Below are 21025 nucleotides of genomic sequence, written 5' to 3' on the forward strand. Positions count from 1 at the left end.
GAGGAAAAAATGAGTATTTTAGTGCAAAAGTTTGGTGGGACATCAGTAGAATCATATGAAAAAATGAATGAAGTATGTAAAATAGTAAAAGCATACAGAGATAATGATGAAGAGTTACAATTAGTATTAGTAGTTTCAGCAATGGGTAGAAAGGGAGCTCCATATGCCACAGATACACTTATAAATCTATGTAATTCAGTAAATGACGAACCAAATAAAAGAGAACTTGATTTAATAATGTCTTGTGGTGAAATAATATCAGGGACAGTTCTTGCTAATTTATTAAATGCAAAAGGTATAGAATCTGTTTTCTTTACTGGTCAACAAGCAGGTATAATTACAAGTGATGAGTATTCTAATGCAAAAATAAAATATATAAACCCTAAAAAGGTAAAAAGAGCATTAGATGATGGTAAAGTTGTTGTTATAGCTGGATTTCAAGGTGTAACAGATGATGGTGAAGTAACGACTCTTGGAAGAGGTGGAAGTGATACATCAGCAGTTGCTATTGGTAAATCTTTAGAATGTGAGACAGTTGAAATTTACACTGATGTAGATGGTATAATGACTGCAGACCCTAGAGTAGAACCAAATGCTAAAGTATTGAGTTTTATAGATTATGAAGAAGTATTTCAAATGGCAGATAAAGGAGCTAAGGTAATACATCCAAGAGCAGTACAGTTGGCTAAAAGTGGAAATATAACTCTAGCAATAAAAAATACAATGAATCCAACTTTTGAAGGTACAAAAATAGGTTCTTTATGTAAGCATTTAGAACAAAATATAGAATATGAACAAGAAAAAGACCTTAAAGTTGCTGTTGCAAATAAAGATAGTGTTGCTCAAGTTAAGATTAAATCAGCAGAAGAAGTGTTTACAGAAGTATTAAATGAAATAGAAAAGAAACTTATAAATATAGATATGATAAATTTCTTTATATCAGAAAAAGCCTTTGTTATTGAAGATGCTGATATAAAAGAATTAAAAGAAATACTAGATAAATTTGAATTAGATTATGAAGTAAATAGAGATTGTGCTAAAGTAACATTGATATGTTCAAGAATAGCTGATGAAATGTCTGGTATCATGTCAAAAGTAGTTAGAGGGTTATCAAAAGCAGGAGTATCTCTTTTACAAACATCAGATTCAAATATGACTATATCTTGTTTAGTTAGTGAAGAAGATATGCATACAGCAGTACATGCAATACACCAACAATTTTATGTAAAATAAGAATCGTAATACAATTACTTTTATTCAAAATTTAATAATTTTGCTTATATCTTAATATATTTGATTTATTTGGTAAAACTAAGTTAAATATATTTTGATAGGAGTTTTTTTATGAAAGATTATAAAGATGATAATGAAACATTTGATAAAGATAATTGTAGAAGAGATTCTAGCTGTGAGGAAAGAGAATGTATAAAACAATTTGGCACTAGTGAGATGCCTCCTCAGCCTCCTAAAGATACCCAATGTATAACTATAATTGGAGAAATTGAAGGTCATTTTATAGGAAATCCTCAGAAAAAAGCTACGAAGTATGAACATATAATTCCAATGCTTTATTCAATTGAAGAAAGTAATGATGTTAAAGGAGTACTAGTTGTTTTAAATACTGTTGGAGGAGATATTGAGGCAGGTCTAGCTATTGCAGAACTTTTAAATAGTACATCCAAAAAAGTAGTTACTCTTGTATTAGGGGGAAGTCATAGTATAGGTGTTCCTCTTGCTACTGCTGGTGATTACTCATTTATAGCTCCAACTGCAACAATGATTATACATCCTGTAAGAACAACTGGACTTGTAATAGGTATAAATGAAACTTTCGAGTATTTTAAAAAGATGCAAGAGAGAATAATTCAATTTATCATAAGAACATCTAATATCGAAAGAGATATACTTGATAAACTTATGCATGAGAAAGATGAGCTTATAAGTGATGTGGGTAGTGTTCTAATAGGAAAAGAAGCTGTAGATTATGGGCTTATAGATGAAGTTGGTGGATTAAAAGATGCTATTAAAAAATTAAAAGAGCTTATAAAAGAGTCAGAGGAAGAAAAAAATAATGATTAAAATTTGTTTAAATAATAAAATTTATGATATAATGATGTAATAAAGTAGGAGTGTTAGTGTTAAGGCATTAGCACTTTTTGCTATGAAGGGGTAAAACTTGCTAAAAATAAGGAGTGATATTAATGGCCACGAAAAAGAAGAAAAAAAAGAAGGTAAATACCTTAAGCTTTAATGCAGAATATCATAATTTGATAACCATATTTATAGGTGTATTTTTATTATATAGTTTAAATTCTAATTCTATGGGATGGATACCTGTGATAATGCAAAATCTCTTTAAAGGATTATTTGGAGGACTTTCCATAGCAATACCATTTATAGTAATTATAACAGGACTTCTAGGATTTTTTGATGGAAATGAATATATATATAGACTGAGAAAGACTAAATTATACTACATAATTATTTTATTTATTTTTGTATTTTATGGATTGTTAAATGCAGGAACTCTTCCTGTAGATAGCCCACTAAAAGGTAATATGTTTGATGATGTTATGAAATTGGGTGTAAGTGGACAAGGTAGTGGTTTAATAGCAACAACCATTGCGTATTATATGAGTAAAATATTTGGTATAGCAGGTGGATGGCTAATAAGTATATTTGCTCTTATACTTTCTATAATGTTTATATTTAATATTTCTATAAAAGACTTGGTATCAAATGCAAAGTCAAAATCTAAAACATCAAAAGACAGTAATTTAACTTTTAAAGATAAAATTTCAAATATGAAAAAATCTGCAATAGATATGATAACTGATGAAGTGGATGATACTACTGTAAACAAGAAGCCTGGATTTTTTAAAGGGCTAATGTCAAAAGGTCGTGACAATGAAGATGAAGAAGATGAATATTTAGAAGAAGAAAATGGTGATGGTGTAGACGATAAAACTATTAAAATAGTTGGTTTTAACAAGGCAGAAGATGAATATTTAGAAATATTAGAAGGAACTCAAAGTATGCCAGAACTAGATGTTTTAAAAGAGTTACAGAAAGCTACAAATGAAAATTCAGTTGTAGAGACTAAACCAGAAAAGAAAGTTGATATAAGCAAATCTAATTTAGCTGTAGAAAAAACTCAACCAATAAGCATTGTATCAGAGTCAAATAATGAAGACTATTCAAATTATAAAAAACCTGGTGTTGAACTTTTAAATAAAGTAAATAAAAAATCTGATGAAAATGGCAAAAAGAAGGTTTTAAAAAATGCCTCTCTTTTAGAAAAGACACTTTCAGATTTTGGAGTGGAAGCAAAGATTAATCAAGTTACAGTTGGTCCGACTATAACAAGATATGAGATACAACCAAGTCCAGGGGTTAAAGTAAGTAAAATTGTAAACTTAACTGATGATATAGCTTTGAGTTTAGCAGCTAAAAGTATAAGAATTGAAGCACCAATCCCTGGGAAAAGTGCAATTGGAATAGAGGTTCCAAATGAGGAAGCTCAAATGGTTGGAGTAAGAGAAGTTCTAGAAAGTGAAGAGTTTAATAATTTTGATTCACCTCTTGCAATGGGACTTGGAAAAGATGTAGCAGGTAAAATTATAATTGGAGATATAGGTAAGATGCCACATTTACTTATAGCTGGTTCTACAGGTTCAGGAAAGAGTGTCTGTGTAAACACTTTGATAAGTAGTATATTATATAAGGCAAACCCTGATGAAGTAAAATTACTTTTAATAGACCCAAAGGTAGTTGAACTTGCAAATTATAATGGAATACCACATCTTCTGATACCTGTAGTTACAGACCCTAAAAAAGCTGCTAATGCTTTAAACTGGGCAGTGACAGAAATGAATAGAAGATATAAATTATTTGCAGATGCTCAAGTAAAAGATGTAACAAGTTATAATGAAAAATCAGAGGAAAAATTACCTAAAATAGTAATAATAATAGATGAGTTAGCAGATTTAATGATGGCAAGCGCAAATGATGTAGAGGATTATATTTGTAGACTAGCTCAGATGGCCAGAGCTGCTGGAATGCACTTGATTGTAGCTACACAAAGACCATCTGTTGATGTCATAACGGGTGTTATAAAAGCTAATATACCATCTAGAATAGCATTTGCAGTGTCATCTCAAACTGATTCAAGAACAATACTTGATATGGGTGGAGCAGAGAAACTTTTAGGTAAAGGTGATATGCTATTTTACCCACTTGGAGCGGCAAAACCAGTTAGACTTCAAGGTGCATTTATATCAGAAAGTGAGTCAGAAAGAGTAATTGATTTTGTAAAAGACCAAGTTAAGGATGGAATAAAGTATGAGGAAGATATAATTGAAACTATATCTAAAGTTAACACATCAAAATCTAGTGATGAGGATGAATTTTTAAGTGAGGCAATAGAATTTGTTGTAGATAGTGGTCAAGCATCTGCTTCTATGTTGCAAAGAAGATTTAAAATAGGATTTAATAGAGCGGCTAGACTTATTGACTCTATGGAAGAAAGAGGTATAATTGGAGCTAGCGAGGGAAGCAAACCGAGAAAGGTACTAATAAGCAAACAAGATTTGCAGAATTTAGAAGGTGAATAGAATTGTCAGTTATAGAAATAGAAAAAGCACTTAAGCTAGAAAAAGTAGTTTTTGTAGATGTAAGAACAGAAGGGGAATATGAAGAAGACCATATATTAAATGCTTTTAATATGCCTCTTTTTAAAAACAATGAGCATAATGAAGTCGGAACTATTTATAAGATGCAGGGAAAACATGAAGCAATACAAAAAGGATTTGATTATGTATCATATAAGCTAAAGGATATATATTTACAGGCAGCAGAGCTTGCAGCAAATTATGATAATATCGTCATATATTGTGCAAGAGGCGGAATGAGAAGTGGAAGTATAGTAAATGTATTGTCATCATTAGGTGTAAATGTTTATCAACTTGAAGGTGGATATAAGGCTTACAGAAACTTTGTATTGGATTACTTAAGAAATATAATGAATACAAAGAACTTTATATCTGTGCATGGATTAACTGGTTCAGGAAAGACTGATTTATTGCATTTATTGAAGAAAAAAGAAATAGATGTATTAGATTTAGAAGGTATAGCTAAAAATAGTGGTTCAACCTTTGGTTTTATAACATTTGATGAGAAGCCACCATCTCAAAAGAACTTTGAAACTAATTTATTTGAAAGTATATTTTTCTCAAAGAAGGATTATATATTTGTTGAAAGTGAAAGTAAGCGAGTTGGAAGTGTCATAGTTCCTAATGAAATCTTCGATGCAATGATACGAGATGGGTATCATATACTACTGGAATGTGATATTGATAATAGAGTCAATAGGCTTTGTAGAGATTATATTTATGGTAAAGGTGAAGATAATATATTGGTTTTAAAAGAGTGTATAAATAAATTCAGAAAAAGATTGGGTCATAAAGAAGTAGATGGATATATTGATTTATTAGAATCAGGTAAATATGAAGAGCTTGTAAAAAAATATCTTATAGAATATTACGACCCACTTTATATGCATTCAGTGGAAAAATATAAGTACAATAAAATTGTAAATTTTGATGACACACAAAAAGCCCTAGAAGATGTTATAGGCTTATATGAGAGCATATTGGAAGGAGAGAAAAAATGTTAAAGATAGCATTAGAATCATTAGGATGCTCAAAAAATTTGGTGGATGCAGAAATAATGATGGGAATTTTAAATAAAAAGGGTTATAAATTAATAGGAGATTTTGAAGAAGCTGATGTAATTATAGTAAATACTTGTGGGTTTATAGAGTCAGCTAAGCAGGAATCAATTGATACGATAATAGAATTTGCAGAATTAAAACAGACTGGTAATCTAAAGCTATTGATAGTAACAGGATGTCTAGCTCAAAGATACTCTGAGGAATTAAAAACTGAAATTCCAGAAATAGATGCAATAGTTGGTACAGGAAGCTACCAAAATATAGATGACATACTTAAAGATTTGAGTGAGAAACATCAAATTGTAAGTCTTGATGATATAGAGTTTGTATTTAATGAGGACTTACCAAGATATCTATCTACACCTAGCTATATGGCATACTTAAAAATTGGAGAGGGATGTTCCAATAATTGTACTTATTGTATAATACCTAAGCTTAGAGGTAAATATAGAAGTAGAAAATTTGAAGATATAATTAAAGAAGCGAATAAATTGGCTGAATCTGGAGTAAAAGAACTCGTAGTTATAGCTCAAGATACTACAAAGTATGGTTTTGATTTATATGGTAAAGAAAGATTACCAGAACTTTTAGAAGAGCTTGCAAAGATAAATGGGTTTAAATGGATAAGAGTCATGTACTCATATCCAGAATCAATAACAGAAGAACTGATTAAAGTTATAAAAGAACATGATAATATATGTAGCTATTTTGATATGCCAATACAACATGCAAGTAACAGTATTTTAAAGTTAATGAATAGAAAAACTAGTAAAGAGGATATATTAAATAAAATTAAACTTATAAGAAAGAATATACCAGATGCTATACTTAGAACTACGATAATAGTAGGTTTTCCTGGTGAAACAGAAGAAGATTTTAAACAGCTTGTAGATTTTGTCAAAGAAGTTAAATTTGATAGGCTAGGTGCATTTGCATATTCAAGAGAAGAAGATACACCAGCAGATAAATTACCAAATCATATAGATGAAGAAGTAAAAATACAAAGAAGAGATACTTTAATGATGATTCAACAAAAAATATCTGAAGAACTTAATGATAAAAAAATAGGAAAAACATATGAAGTCCTTATAGAAGAGCAAATAGAAAATAATGTATATACAGGAAGAACACAGGGTGATGCAGAAGAAATTGATAGTATAGTATATGTAAAAAGTGTATATAATCTTGAAGTAGGAGAATTCGTAAGTGTTCAAATAAATGATGCAATGGAATACGATTTAATGGGAGATGTTGTATATGAACTTGCCTAACAAATTAACTTTGTTTAGAATATTTTTAATTCCAGTATTTGTTTTAATAATGTTATTTAATGTACCGAACAAGTTTTTATTAGCTTGTATTATTTTTATAGTAGCTTCAATTACTGATGCACTAGATGGAAAGATAGCTAGAAAGTATAACTTAGTTACTGATTTTGGGAAGTTTATGGACCCATTAGCAGATAAGTTATTAGTAATCTCAGCACTTACATGTATGATAGAAGATGGTCTTGTAAGTAGTTGGATGGTAATTATAATAGTAGCTAGAGAACTTACAGTTAGCATATTGAGGGCTATAGCAGCTGCTGATGGAAAAGTAATAGCAGCTGGTGGCAGTGGAAAGCTTAAAACGATAACTCAAATGATATCAGTAGTAATTTTATTGTTAGGGGCTCAGTTTGAAAATGAATTAATACTAAATATAGGTGGAATTCTTATACTTATAGCAACACTGCTTACTTTATATTCTGGATGGGAATACCTATATAAAAATAAAGAACTTTTCATGTCTTCTAAATAGAATCTTATCATTTAATAATCATAAATTGATTGATTAATAAATAAAAAATAGCAACTTAAAATTTTAAAAATGTAAAAAAGGGTATACTATAATAGTATATCTCTTTTCTTTTTTAGGAATATTTTCTTTTGTGTATATAATTATTGATAATGGTTTATAAATAAAATGTAGCAAATAAAAATATAATCATTAGGAGCGTTTTTAAATTGACTAGGTTTGATTTATGTTATATAATTAATATATAACAAGAGAACAAATGTTTGTAGATAAATGAAGGGATGGTATAGAGATGAGTGTAGATCAAGAAAAATTAAAAGCGTTGAATGAAGCTTTAGGTAAAATTGAAAAAGATTTTGGTAAAGGTTCAGTAATGAAATTGGGAGAAGCAACGTCTATGTCTATAGATGTTATATCAACAGGAGCAATTGGTTTAGATATAGCTATTGGTATAGGAGGTCTACCTAGAGGGAGAATAGTTGAAATATATGGTCCTGAATCTTCTGGTAAGACGACTGTTGCACTTAGTTGTGTAGCATCAGCTCAAAAAAATGGAGGAATAGCTGCATTTATAGATGCTGAACATGCGCTTGACCCAGTATATGCAAAAGCATTGGGTGTGGATGTTGATAATCTAATCATATCTCAACCAGATACAGGAGAGCAAGCCTTAGAAATAGCAGAGGCATTAATAAGAAGTGGTGCAATTGATATAATAGTAATAGATTCAGTTGCAGCATTGGTTCCAAAAGCAGAAATAGACGGAGATATGGGTGATTCTCATGTAGGTTTACAAGCTAGACTTATGTCTCAAGCACTTAGAAAATTAACTGGTTCGATTAAAAAATCAAATTGTGTTGCTATATTTATAAACCAATTAAGAGAGAAAGTAGGAATAATGTTTGGAAATCCAGAAACGACTACTGGAGGACGTGCATTAAAGTTCTATTCATCTGTTAGATTGGATGTTAGAAAAATAGACACAATAAAACAAGGTGACAAGGTTATAGGAAGCAGAACAAGAGTTAAGGTTGTTAAAAACAAAGTAGCACCACCATTTAAACAATCTGAATTTGATATAATGTATGGAGAAGGTATATCAAAAATTGGAGATCTTTTAGATATAGCTGCTGACATAGATATAGTTAAAAAATCAGGCTCATGGTATAGTTACAATGACACTAAACTTGGACAAGGAAGAGAAAACGTAAAAAAATTCCTAGAGGATAATATGGATTTAACTAATGAAATAGATGAAAAAGTTAGAACATTTTACAATTTAAATGAGGTTAGTGAAGAAGCCGGTACTTTGGTATCAGAAGAAGTTGTTGAAAAATAAGTGAAAATATAAAAAAATAACTATTAAATAAGGACATACCACGCTCCCTATTAGCTTGACACAATGTTGAAAAAATTATAAAATTAAGTGAGGATAAAATATCTAAATTTAATTTTAATTATTAGGAATATTTTTTAATCATAGTGATGACATTTTGGGATTATTAACGAAGGAGGTGGATGTCATAGATAGTGTAGTAATGATTGTAATAGGTGCAGCTGTTGGTATTATAGCTGGATATTTTGTTAGAAAAAATATATCTGAAGCAAAAATTGGACAAGCTGAAAACTTGGCCAAAGAAATAATAGATAAAGCACACCACGACTCAGAAACAGTACAGAAAGAAAAGTTATTAGAAGCTAAAGAAGAGATCCATAAATGGAGAACAGAAGCTGAAAGAGAAAACAAAGAAAGAAGAACAGAAGTACAAAAGTATGAAAAAAGAGTAGTACAAAAAGAAGAAGTCTTAGATAGAAAATTACAAAATTTAGAATCTAAAGAAGTAAATTTAAGTGAAAAATTAAAGACAGTTGAAAAGAAAGAAGAAGAAGTTGAAGTAATAAAAACTCAACAATTGGAAAAATTAGAAAGCATATCAGGAATTACATCTGATAAGGCTAAAGAAATTATTTTAACAAATGCTGAGAGAGATGTAAGACGTGAAATGTCTATAATGATAAAAGAGATAGAAGGTCAAGCTAAAGAAGAAGCTGATAAGAAATCAAGAGAAATTATAGGATATGCAATTCAAAAATGTGCAGCAGATCACGTAGCTGAAACTACTGTTACAGTAGTAAGCTTACCTAATGATGAAATGAAGGGTAGAATAATAGGTAGAGAAGGTAGAAATATAAGGACTCTAGAAACTTTAACAGGGATAGACCTTATAATAGATGACACTCCAGAAGCAGTAATTTTATCAGGATTTGATCCAATAAGAAGAGAAATTGCAAGAATTGCTCTAGAGAAGTTAATAGCAGATGGAAGAATACATCCAGCTAGAATTGAAGAAATGGTTGAAAAAGCGAGAAAAGAAGTTGACAATATTATAAAAGAATATGGTGAACAAGCTGCATTTGAAACTAGTGTACATGGAATTCATCCAGAATTAATAAGATTATTAGGTAGACTTAATTATAGAACTAGTTATGGACAAAATGTTCTTAAACATTCTATAGAAGTTGCTCATATAGCTGGTATAATGGCTGCTGAGATAGGTGCAGATATTAGATTAGCTAAGAGAGCTGGTTTGTTACATGATATAGGTAAGGCTGTAGACCATGAAATGGAAGGTACACATGTTGAAATAGGTATGGATTTACTTAGACGTTATAAGGAATCTAAAGAAGTTATACATGCTATGAGTACACATCATGGAGATTATGAACCTCAAACAGTAGAAGCTGTATTAGTTACAGCAGCAGATGCAATATCAGCTGCTAGACCTGGTGCTAGAAGAGAGACTTTAGAAGCTTATATTAAGAGACTTGAAAAACTAGAAGAAATAGCTAATTCATACGAAGGTGTAGAAAAATCATTTGCTATACAAGCTGGTAGAGAAATTAGAATAATGGTAAAACCAGAAGCTATAAATGATGAAGAAATACACTTATTAGCTAGAGATATGACTAAGAAAATAGAGGATGAACTTGAATATCCTGGACAAATAAAAGTAAGTATAATAAGAGAAACAAGAGCTATAGAATATGCAAAATAAAATATAAATATCTAAATGATAATAAAAATATTTTTAAAAATTTAGATTTGCCACAGGATTTAATAATTTATCCTGTGGCTTTTTAATTTTCAAGGTATAAAATGATATAATTTGAAATAATTATAAGGCTGATAAATATTAATTATAAAGAATTAATAAAATTAATCCTTATATACACATTGTTTGTATAATTATTTAAGTTTGTTTGATATAATGAAGTGATAAAATAATCTATTATATCTAAATAAATATTTTTAGGTTATATAATTTTTTTATATATTCAAATATATAAAAGATATACATATATTTTATGGAGGAAACTATTGTGGAAAAGAAAACATCTAGATGGTATATGTATTATTTACCAGTATTACTAACTTTATCAGTAATACTGTTGTTTGTTTGTGCTTTTAAATCAGATAAACATTCAAATCCTCGAAGCAATCTTATTCCAGTTTCATTTATTGGAGAATTTAGAACATCTAATTCTGAAAATCTTCAGCCGTTTATCAATGTTGACTCATTGAATGATATAAGAAAAGAGTCTATTTATTTGCGTGGACATTTTAGCAGAAATATTCCAGCTGGAGAGACACTTTTGCTACATATCAGCCATCTAAAAGTTGATATTCGTGTATCTAATAAAGAGGTATTTTCCATACAAGAAGGTAGAGAAAATGCACTAACAAAGTCTACAGGTCATCTTTGGACAGGTTTTAAATCTGATGGAATATCGGTTGACGATTTAGTTGAGATAAATATACAACGAGTGTACCCTAGTGGGCGAGCATTACAATTAGTATGTTTTTTTGATGAAATGCAGATTGGCTCCAAGGGCGATTTAATTGTTAGTATACTCCACGAAAACAGGATTGGTCTTATATTTACTATGTTAACAATATCTTTTGGCTTATTTGGTCTAATTGCAAGTATCATTTTGTTTTTTTTGAAAAGTGAGCTAACACGTCAGATTTTTTTGTTATCATGTTTTGCTATATTTGGAGGAATTTGGTGTTTAGCAGATTTTAATATACTTACTCTTATTATCCAATCTCCAACTCTTGTCAGTATTTTGGAATTACTGTCGCAGTTTTTACTTCCAACTTTTTGTATACTTTATTTGTCTACTTACTTAACTGAGTGGAGATTGAACGTTATAAATTTATGTGTGTATTTAATTATGACTATCATACTACTTTGTGTTATTCTCCAAATACTTCATATTTATGATTTGCATGAGTTTCTGATTTTACAAAATAGCATCTGTATTCTAATTGTATTACTTGGTATGGGGTTCTTGGTTATTGAAATTATTATATACAGAGAATCTGATGCTAAGATTGCTTTGTTTGCTTATCTACCAGCAACTATAGGTGGTATTGCAGAAATAGCAAATTATTATACTATATACATTAGAAGTCTACCATTTTTTTGTACAGGTTTTCTAACCACTATTGTATTACAGATTGGGCATATGATGCTATCTATCAAGAGAAAGGAAAAGTTTCAACAGAGATTAGAGGGAGAATTGATGGAAAATCGTATTTCTATAATGCTTAGTCAAATACAGCCTCATTTTTTATATAATGCACTTAACACTATCCAATATTTGTGTAAACATGATTCTAACATGGCAGTTCATGCAGTAGAAAAATTTTCTTCTTATCTTCGTGGAAATATGGATTCTCTTACACAAAAAAAGCTAATTCCATTTGAAAAAGAATTAGCTCATTTAAAAAATTATTTGTACATAGAGTTATTACGCTTTGGAGAGCGTATAAAAATACATTATGAGCTTACAATTACTGATTTTTTTATTCCTGTTCTCACTATACAACCAATTGTTGAAAATGCGATACGACATGGTGTTACAAAACAAAAAGAAGGGGGAACAATTATAGTATCAACATTCAAGGATGAAAATAACATTTATATTGTTATAAAAGATGATGGAGTAGGTTTCCAACCCTTTGAAAGAGTTAATGATGGAAAAAGCCATGTTGGTATTCAAAATGTAAAAAGACGATTAGAGACACAATGTAATGGAATTCTAAATATAGAAAGTGGTATAGGAAAAGGTACAATAGCAACAATAATCATTCCTATTAGAAAGGGGTAAAATTATGAATATAATTGTCGTAGATGATGAGCAAATTGCTCTTAAAAATTTGAATGAAAAATTAACATATATTTCTGGTATTGAAAAAGTTACTCTTTTTGATGAACCTAAGTTGGCGCTAGAGTATTTAAAAAGAAATTTTGTAGATATTGCATTTCTTGACATTGAGATGTACGGTATGAATGGACTAGAGTTTGCATGTCTAGCAAAAGAAATTTTACCAAACATAAATATTATTTTTGTAACTGGTTATTCAGAATATGCGTTAGATGCATTTTCAATGCATGCCAGTGGATATCTTCTAAAGCCTGTTACAATAGAAGGAATTCAGAAAGAAATAGAAAATTTACGTTCTCCTGTTGTTTTGAACCATAAGAGCCATATATTTATTCATACATTTGGTAACTTTGAGGTATTTGTAGATGAAAAGCCATTAACTTTTACTAGAGCAAAATCAAAAGAATTACTAGCTTATTTAGTAGATAGGAAAGGAGCAAGTGTGACTATTGCTGAAATTGCAGCAGTACTTTGGGAAGACAAAGAATACAATCGTTCTTTGCAAAATCAAACGCAAACTGTTATATCACATCTGATGAAAACCATAAAGGATGCAAAAATTGAATATATAGTTATTAAAAAATGGAATAGCCTTGCAGTAGATATTACAAAATTTGATTGTGATTATTATAATATGTTAAGGTGGGATATGATGGCAATTAACACATATGCTGGAGAATACATGACAAATTACAGTTGGGCAGAATTAACTACAGGTATGCTGTATCAAAAAACTTTTAATTATAATTGTTAAAGATAGATAATATGTTTTTATACAGCAGAAGTTCTTAAGTTTTTTGTTTTGTTGATGTGCTTTGGATGTGCATTATCGATTATATTAATATATTATAGGAATATTAAAAATATATAATAATAAATAAAAATTATATAATAGATTTATATTATTAAAAATGATTTAGATGAGCAATTTATATGTTTTTACATGTAATATCTATGCATTAATGTTGATTTATGAAATTTAATATTTGAAATAAAATTAAGTTTTTGAGATAGTTTGCTGATTAAAATTAATTATATTGTAAGCACTAAAAAGTTGAGAATACAATGAGCCAAAGTGATGATGAAAGAGAGGATACATGATGAAAAAAAATACACTTTTACATACAAATGTTATTGTTTGCGTTATTATTACTATTGGTTTTATAGCTACATCTGTGATTGGGTACCAATCTAATACTAATATTTTTAAAAATGATATTGAACACGTATCTACATTGGCTGCTGAAGGTATTTATTATCAGATAGATAAACTTCTTTCACAACCTATAAATGTATCACTTACCATGGCCAATGATAGTCTATTAAAAAATTTTTTAACTAGTGAGAAAGAATATATAAATGATAGGAACTTTGTTTATAAATTACAGGATTACTTAAATACATACAGAAATAAATATTCCTATGATTCTGTTTTTTTAGTTTCAACCAAGACAAATAATTATTATCATTTTAATGGACTTGATAGAACACTTAGTGCTGACAACTCAGAGAATCAGTGGTATTATGATTTTTTAAAACAGGATGAAGAATATTCATTAAATGTTGATAATGATGAGGCGAGTAATAATAGTATTACTGTATTTGTAAATTGTAAGATAAAAGATGATAATGGATCAACTATGGGAATTATTGGGGTTGGATTAAAAGTTGACTCATTACAAATGTTACTTAAAGAATATGATGAAAAGTTTGATGTTGTAGCACGTCTAATTGATGATAAAGGATTTGTTCAATTATCATCTGAGGAAACAGGATATGAACATGTTAATTTATTTGAAGACGAAAGTAGTAATTTATCTGCTTCAAAAGATTTAATCTTGAGCAATAAAAAAGAACAGAATAGTTTTTGGAATTCATCAGAAAAATTAAAAAGTTATGTTGTATATCAGTATATCCCAAGCTTAAAATGGCATCTTGTTTTGGAAAATGATTTGACTTCAATGAGTAGACAACTTCAAATACAGTTTTTAAAAGGGATTGCAATTATAATTTTAATTATAATGTTTGTACTTTTTACAATTACACGTGTGCTTAAGAAATACAAGCAACAAATAATTAATCTCAGCTCTTCTCAGAAACTAGAGTATCAAAAGTTATTGAGTAAATCTACTGAAGATCTCTATGAAAATATTTTTGAGATTGATGTTACTAATAACAAAGCTGGTTGTGAAGATGCAAATCGATATTTTAAAGAGTTTGGCTTAAGTCTTAGCACACCATATGATGAAGCACTATATATAATTGCTAAAGGACAAATTAAAGAAGAGTATGCACAAGGTTATTTAGATACATTTTTACCTGAAAATGTTCTTAAGTGTTATAATAGTGGAATCAATAACATAAGTTATGACTTTTTAATTAAAAGAGATGAAGAAAATTATCATTGGATGAGGATTACTGCCAGAATTTTCTTTTGGACATCAGATGAATCTGTTCGCATGATTTCTTATCGTGAAAATATAGATGAAGAAAAAAATAGAGAATTGCTGCTTCTTGAGCGTTCACAACGTGATTCTCTTACTGGTCTTTATAATAAGGGAGTAACAGAGGACTTTATTAGTACATTTTTAAAAAGTGATAAAAATCAAAATTCAGAACATATTTTTCTGATTTTTGATATTGATGATTTCAAAAATGTAAATGATAGATATGGTCATGCATTTGGAGATTTTATTATAAGTGAATTTGCATTAGAATTAAAGTCTCAATTTCGTGAAGATGATATTGTTGGGCGTATTGGTGGAGATGAATTTGTTGTGTTGATAAAAGATTTCAATAGCAGTAATTATGTAATTATGGATAAATTAGAGCGTTTTTGTTCTAAGATTAACCAGAAACGTTTTGCTGAACATGAAGAATTTTCTATTTCATGTAGCATTGGTGTGGCAATATATCCTGAGCATGGCTGTAAGTATTCTGAACTCTATGAAAAAGCAGACCAAGCACTTTACTATACAAAGGGTCATGGAAAAAATTCTTTCCATATTTTTGGGGATGATTCTATTGATGGTATAGCATTTAATATAGACACTAGAGATGTAAAGTTATTGTTGGAGATGTCTACTGATGGTATTGCAAAATTTGCTTGTATGGAAAATTTGAAACTACTTTACTTTAATCAAAAAATGCTTGAGTTTACTGGTTATTCAGCTAGAAATGTTTCATCCAAAGATTTTGATGTACTTTCACCTATATCACCAGAGGATTTACAGGTTGTACTTGATACACTGAATAAAGCAATACCTAAGAGAGAAACTTTTGAAGTGATTTTTAACTTCCGTCATATAGATGGTCACTATTTCCCTGTGAGAATGCAAGGTAAGTTTGTAAATGAACTATACCAAAATCGTTACCCTGTTTTTTATGCAGTTTACACAAATATATCAAACTTTAATGTTTTTGTAGGAAGATAATTTAAATAAAACCTGCTAATATGAATGAATTATTTTTTAGCAGGTTTTAAAATTTTTTGTTCGTTAATTTTTATATAATTAAGTAATATAAGTCACTAGTTAAAGAAATTTTACCTTTTTAGAGTAGATTTTATTTATTATTTAAAAAATTAATTCTGAAGTTTATTTTGTCAGTGCTTATCATAAAGAATTTTATATTTATATATATCTATACTTATTGCAATTTTTCTTTAATAGTTTTGTATTTATTTGTACTTATTTTGAATTTGTTTACGAAATTTGCCTATAAAAAGTATATATAAAAATATAGTTTAAAATGGTATAATTAGTTATAACAGAAGGAGGTAATATAAGTGAGCCAATACATAAATATAAACTCTCAGTTAGACGCCCTGAAATTGAAAGAATTCGAGAAAGTATTTTACGAAAATATCAATAAGGACGTTAAAGTAGTGCCAAAAGTTACTCCTTTTAAAGGAATAAATACTGACTTGTTGTATGTAAAAGATGGAAAAATTTTATTTATAAAATTTATGGATACAACAGAAGACATATATTTTATTTTGGAAGAAGAGTTACTTGAAGTTATGCATGAGGAATATGAGCTTTTGAAACTAAAAATGGGACAAAAGAATAGAAATATAAGCTATAACTATGTTTACATTATGCCATATGTTGAAGTAGACGAAGCTTATGAGTTTGAAGAATTTGTGAATAATAATATAATAGATAAAAATAAGCTTCAAGATATAATGGCTAGTGCTTCACTGGATGAATATCTTAAGGAAAAAAATGATGAAATAAATTTAAATTTATTTTTATTAGATATATGTTCAGAATACTATATAATAAATGACACACTTCACCTAAACGAAAAATTTAAAAAAATTTCCTTCTATAATGATGACTATAAGTATACAGCAACTATGATGGAAGAAATTCAAATTAAAGATGCTATTTCTATTAAATATGGAAATACACTTATTGAAGGCGGTTCTGGTATAGGAAAAACGGCAAATATGCTTTCTAGAGCTATAAAACTGGCAAAAGTATATCCACATCATAAGTTACTAATATTTACACATACAAAACAACTATGTAATGAACTTCGAGAAAGAATAGAATTATTATATAAAGACAATAACAATTTAGAAGTTCATACATTTAGTTCCTTTATATTTAAATTAGCTAAAAAATATAATCTAATTATTGACTATAATATGTTAAAAAATGATTATGAAAAAACATTTAATAATCTTGTAAAGCAAGCACAAAACATTATAAAGAATAAAAATATGTTTAAGGCGATTTTTATTGATGAAGCAGAAAGTTTTTTAGATTATGAAATAGATTTTATAAGAGAGTTTTTATATAAAACAAAATTCATATTTAATGTGTATTCTTGTAACTCTTTAAATATCTTTAATAGACTAAATATATTTAGGAAACTATACAGCAATATAGAGTTTGATGATAAAATAATATTAAATAAAAATTATAGGCAAGCTAAAGAAATTGTTGATTTTACAAATAATTTTTCCAATAATTCTAACGCTTATATTAATGAATTAAGACCTAATACAAAGTTTAATACTTTTTTTAATACAAAAGCACTTAGAGGTGGTAATAAGTCGGTTGATATAATAAAAGTAAGTGATTTAGATGACCAAATAAGTTCTGTAATATGGGAAATCGAATATTTAATAAGCAAAAAAGGTCTTGATTATTCTGAAGTTGCTATTGTATATCCTTATAATAAGAAGAAATTAAAAAGTGGAAAAACTATTTATTTTCAATACATGTTAAAAAAGGCATTAGAAGAAGCACAAATTCCTTATATATGTGCAGAAGATAACTTAACAAACATAAGTAAGAAGATAGGAACGACAATAGCAAATATATATACAATAAAGAATTTAGAATATAAAGCGATAATAATATGTGAGTTAGAAATGTTGTATAATCAAACAATAAATGATACAGAGCAAGATTATCAAGTAAATGACTTTGTAGGTGATTTAAATAAGGTTTATTTGGCTATGAGCAGGGCCACTGACTATCTAAGTATAGTAACAACCTTTAATGAAGATGCAAGTGATATAATAAGAATTATTACAGAATCAAAAGAAGATAGGGAATAAAACATATTTTGAATTCAAAAAATTAAAAGAGACTGAATTGTGTAGAATAAATATTACCAACTCAGTCTCTTATTTTTTTAACTTACTTTTCCAATATTATCAAAAGGTAATAACCTTACCATGACCTTACCAAGAATTTCGTCTTCATCAACCATACCTACATCTGGGAATCTACTATCATTACTATTTTCTCTGTTATCACCCATTGCAAATAACTTTCCTTCTGGAACAACTGTGTCTATATCTCCAGAAGTATAATTATTATGTATATATGGTTCGGTTAGTAATTTGCCATTTACATATACTTTAGAATTTGATATTTTTATACTGTCACCTTCAGTAGCTATAACTCTCTTTATTAAATCTTTTTTCTTTCCAGTATCTCCATCAACTAAATTAGTTTTAAAAACTACAATATCACCTTTTTCAGGTTTACCAACTTTATATGATATTCTATTTAAAATTAGATAGTCTTTATCATCTAAAGTAGGATACATTGATTCTCCACTAACAATAGAAGGTCTTATAAATTGTAATATTACAAATGCAAGTACAATAGCCATGGCTATTGACTTAATCCAATCAAATATTTCCTTTTTAACACTCATAATTTTTCTCCTTATCATTTGTCATTAAATTAAAATACTCTAGAATAAAAAGAAATAACCAAGAACAACTATACCCAAAATTATTCTATAATAGCCAAAGACTTTGAAATCGTGTTTTTTGATATAATCCATAAAAAACTTAATAACTACGATTGAAACTATAAAAGCTACTACAGAGCCAACACCTAAAATAAGCCATTCAAATCCAGTAAATCCAAACCCAGCTTTTAAAAGTTTTAATGCACTAGCTCCAAGCATTGTAGGAATAGCTAAGAAGAATGAAAATTCTGCTGCTACGTATCTAGAAGTACCAAGTAATACTGCACCGATTATAGTTGAACCAGATCTAGATGTACCTGGAATAAGAGCTAGACATTGGAATAAACCTATACAAAGAGCTAGTTTATATGTAACTTGAGAAAAATCTTTATATTTTGGTCTTTTATTTCTATTTTCAAGTCCTATCATTATTATACCATATACAATAAGAGCAATTGCAACTACTGTTGAATTGAAGAATAATCTGTCTATATCATCCTCAAACAGTATACCAATAACTCCAGATGGTATAACTGCAATTATAACCTTAAGCCATAAGCGAACTGTTTCTTTTTTTTGTTTAGTATTTTTTGCACTATCAAAAGGATTTAACTTCCTAAAAAATATAACAAGTACAGCCAATATTGAACCAAATTGAATTACAACTAAAAATGTATTTATAAATGTAGATGAAAAATTCAATTTTATAAATTCATCAACTAATATCATATGCCCTGTACTACTTACTGGTAGCCATTCTGTAATTCCTTGAACTATTCCCAAAATGACTGCTTTAAAAACTTCAAGCAAACTAAATGTTTCCAAATTTAAATACCTCCAATACAAATTTATAGTAGCATATTTTATTCAAAGATTAATAAAATATGCCATCTTTTACTAACTTATAATACCATAGTACTGTGTAGTGCACAATGGAAGATTGATATTTTCATAAAACCTTCATAATTTAAAATCATAAACTTGAAACTTGTCTATTGAATAAGGGGTATATATGAGGGGGAAATATATGGTATAGTAAAAGTATAACTATTTTATTTTATGAAAAGGAAAGGAGTTATTATGTATAGTACGAAAATATTGGATGATTATGAGTATGAAACTTTTAATGTTTTTTCTACAAAATTAAACCCAAATACAAAACACGATTATTTATCAAAGGTTATGTTATTTAAAGAGTTTCTAAAAGGAAAGGAATTAATTTATGTAACAAAAGAAGATTGTAAAAATTTTGTGGACTATATACAAACCAAATATGCAAAATCAACTTGTGAAAAGATATATAGTTATTTACATAGTTTTTACAACTTCTTAAAAAAAGAAGGATATATAGATATAAATCCATTTAGACATGTAGAAAAACCAACAGTAACTAGAATAAAGACAAAGGATGATGTTTTAAGCATACAGGAAATAAATAAGCTTATAGGTATTTTGCCAAAACTGAATATAAGAGATAGAGTGATAATAGTCTGTCTAGTTACTACTGGGTGTTTATTAAATGAATTAGTTAGCTTAAAGTGGAAAGACCTTATGGTAGATGAAAACGATAACTCGTATGTTAGACTAGGAAAGGGAAGAAAAGAGAGAGTAGTAAAGTTACATCCATACTTTTTTAGGCTTTTAGAAGACTACAGAAACTATTCTGGACTTCCAGAAGTAATAATACCTAATGATGATTTTATTTTTACAACTCAAAAAAGCAATTCTATAACAGATAGAAATGTCAGATTGATAGTAAAAAAAGCATTAGATTTAGCAGGACTTTCTCAATATTCAGCAAGAGACTTTAGACATTCATTTGCAGCAATAAGTTTAAGACTTGGGGCAGATGAGAGTGACGTAAAAAATCAACTTGGCTGGAGTGATAAATACTATGCAATTAGGTATAAATATGTATTGAATTTTGTTGATAGTGAGATTGTGGATTATTTAATTGAAAAAGATAATCTAGATATAAATAAAAAATATTAGCACATAAAAAATAATCTATATAAATATGAACAAAAAATAAAAAAGCCTTGT

The 21025-nt window shown here is 28.5% G+C and carries 15 protein-coding genes; 13 read left to right on the plus strand and 2 right to left on the minus strand.

Features of this window, described 5'->3' with window-relative positions:
- Positions 1-9: 9 nt before the first annotated feature.
- From dapG to IC175_RS13745, 12 genes are all read left to right on the plus strand, one after another.
- On the plus strand, positions 10-1233 hold the full coding sequence (dapG, locus tag IC175_RS13690) for an aspartate kinase (RefSeq protein WP_227434231.1): 1224 nt from the start codon (positions 10-12) through the stop codon (positions 1231-1233).
- 111 nt (positions 1234-1344) lie between these two features.
- The gene (locus tag IC175_RS13695) at positions 1345-2079 is read left to right on the plus strand and encodes a ClpP family protease (RefSeq protein ID WP_227434232.1); all 735 of its coding nucleotides are present in this window, start codon (positions 1345-1347) and stop codon (positions 2077-2079) included.
- Positions 2080-2201: 122 nt separating this feature from the next.
- Positions 2202-4613, plus strand: a complete 2412-nt coding sequence (locus IC175_RS13700) for an FtsK/SpoIIIE family DNA translocase (RefSeq protein ID WP_227851623.1) — start codon at positions 2202-2204, stop codon at positions 4611-4613.
- A gap of 2 nt (positions 4614-4615) precedes the next feature.
- On the plus strand, positions 4616-5674 hold the full coding sequence (gene mnmH, locus IC175_RS13705) for a tRNA 2-selenouridine(34) synthase MnmH (protein ID WP_227434234.1): 1059 nt from the start codon (positions 4616-4618) through the stop codon (positions 5672-5674).
- Complete coding sequence (gene rimO / locus IC175_RS13710) at positions 5668-7002, plus strand: 30S ribosomal protein S12 methylthiotransferase RimO (RefSeq protein WP_227851624.1); 1335 nt, start codon at positions 5668-5670, stop codon at positions 7000-7002. Before mnmH ends, rimO begins: the two co-directional genes overlap by 7 nt.
- Positions 6989-7531 carry a CDP-diacylglycerol--glycerol-3-phosphate 3-phosphatidyltransferase gene (gene pgsA / locus IC175_RS13715; RefSeq protein ID WP_227434236.1) on the plus strand — a complete coding sequence of 181 codons (543 nt, stop codon included), beginning with the start codon at positions 6989-6991 and terminating at the stop codon, positions 7529-7531. Before rimO ends, pgsA begins: the two co-directional genes overlap by 14 nt.
- A 289-nt stretch (positions 7532-7820) precedes the next feature.
- Complete coding sequence (gene recA, locus IC175_RS13720) at positions 7821-8867, plus strand: recombinase RecA (protein ID WP_227434237.1); 1047 nt, start codon at positions 7821-7823, stop codon at positions 8865-8867.
- Between the two features lie 175 nt (positions 8868-9042).
- Complete coding sequence (rny, locus tag IC175_RS13725) at positions 9043-10584, plus strand: ribonuclease Y (protein ID WP_227434331.1); 1542 nt, start codon at positions 9043-9045, stop codon at positions 10582-10584.
- Between the two features lie 325 nt (positions 10585-10909).
- Positions 10910-12703, plus strand: a complete 1794-nt coding sequence (locus IC175_RS19690) for a histidine kinase (protein WP_227434238.1) — start codon at positions 10910-10912, stop codon at positions 12701-12703.
- A gap of 4 nt (positions 12704-12707) precedes the next feature.
- A complete protein-coding gene (locus IC175_RS13735) occupies positions 12708-13514 on the plus strand; it encodes a response regulator (protein WP_227434239.1) in 807 nt (268 codons plus the stop codon).
- A 346-nt stretch (positions 13515-13860) separates the two neighbouring features.
- The gene (locus IC175_RS13740) at positions 13861-16194 is read left to right on the plus strand and encodes a diguanylate cyclase (protein WP_227851625.1); all 2334 of its coding nucleotides are present in this window, start codon (positions 13861-13863) and stop codon (positions 16192-16194) included.
- A 353-nt stretch (positions 16195-16547) separates the two neighbouring features.
- Positions 16548-18335, plus strand: coding sequence for a UvrD-helicase domain-containing protein (locus tag IC175_RS13745; protein WP_227434241.1), 1788 nt, complete (start codon positions 16548-16550; stop codon positions 18333-18335).
- A gap of 77 nt (positions 18336-18412) precedes the next feature.
- On the opposite strand, the gene lepB is transcribed toward IC175_RS13745, so the two are convergent.
- Both lepB and IC175_RS13755 read right to left on the minus strand, forming a co-directional pair.
- Entirely contained in the window at positions 18413-18943 is a 531-nt protein-coding gene (gene lepB, locus IC175_RS13750; protein WP_227434242.1) for a signal peptidase I, read from the minus strand.
- A gap of 39 nt (positions 18944-18982) precedes the next feature.
- Positions 18983-19807, minus strand: a complete 825-nt coding sequence (locus tag IC175_RS13755) for an undecaprenyl-diphosphate phosphatase (protein WP_227434243.1) — start codon at positions 19805-19807, stop codon at positions 18983-18985.
- A 255-nt stretch (positions 19808-20062) separates the two neighbouring features.
- On the opposite strand from IC175_RS13755, the gene IC175_RS13760 reads away from it, so the two are divergent.
- Entirely contained in the window at positions 20063-20974 is a 912-nt protein-coding gene (locus tag IC175_RS13760) for a tyrosine-type recombinase/integrase (RefSeq protein WP_227434244.1), read from the plus strand.
- Positions 20975-21025: the final 51 nt, after the last annotated feature.

It is taken from the genome of Clostridioides sp. ES-S-0123-01 (genome assembly GCF_020658415.1).
In the GTDB taxonomy this organism is placed as follows: Bacteria; Bacillota; Clostridia; order Peptostreptococcales; family Peptostreptococcaceae; genus Clostridioides.

Coding starts and splice junctions, on each gene's coding strand:
- dapG (WP_227434231.1), top strand. CDS start 10: ATGAGTATTTTAGTGCAAAAGTTTGGTGGGACATCAGTAGAATCATAT.
- IC175_RS13695 (WP_227434232.1), top strand. CDS start 1,345: ATGAAAGATTATAAAGATGATAATGAAACATTTGATAAAGATAATTGT.
- IC175_RS13700 (WP_227851623.1), top strand. CDS start 2,202: ATGGCCACGAAAAAGAAGAAAAAAAAGAAGGTAAATACCTTAAGCTTT.
- rimO (WP_227851624.1), top strand. CDS start 5,668: ATGTTAAAGATAGCATTAGAATCATTAGGATGCTCAAAAAATTTGGTG.
- pgsA (WP_227434236.1), top strand. CDS start 6,989: ATGAACTTGCCTAACAAATTAACTTTGTTTAGAATATTTTTAATTCCA.
- recA (WP_227434237.1), top strand. CDS start 7,821: ATGAGTGTAGATCAAGAAAAATTAAAAGCGTTGAATGAAGCTTTAGGT.
- IC175_RS13735 (WP_227434239.1), top strand. CDS start 12,708: ATGAATATAATTGTCGTAGATGATGAGCAAATTGCTCTTAAAAATTTG.
- IC175_RS13740 (WP_227851625.1), top strand. CDS start 13,861: ATGAAAAAAAATACACTTTTACATACAAATGTTATTGTTTGCGTTATT.
- lepB (WP_227434242.1), bottom strand. CDS start 18,943: ATGAGTGTTAAAAAGGAAATATTTGATTGGATTAAGTCAATAGCCATG.
- IC175_RS13760 (WP_227434244.1), top strand. CDS start 20,063: ATGTATAGTACGAAAATATTGGATGATTATGAGTATGAAACTTTTAAT.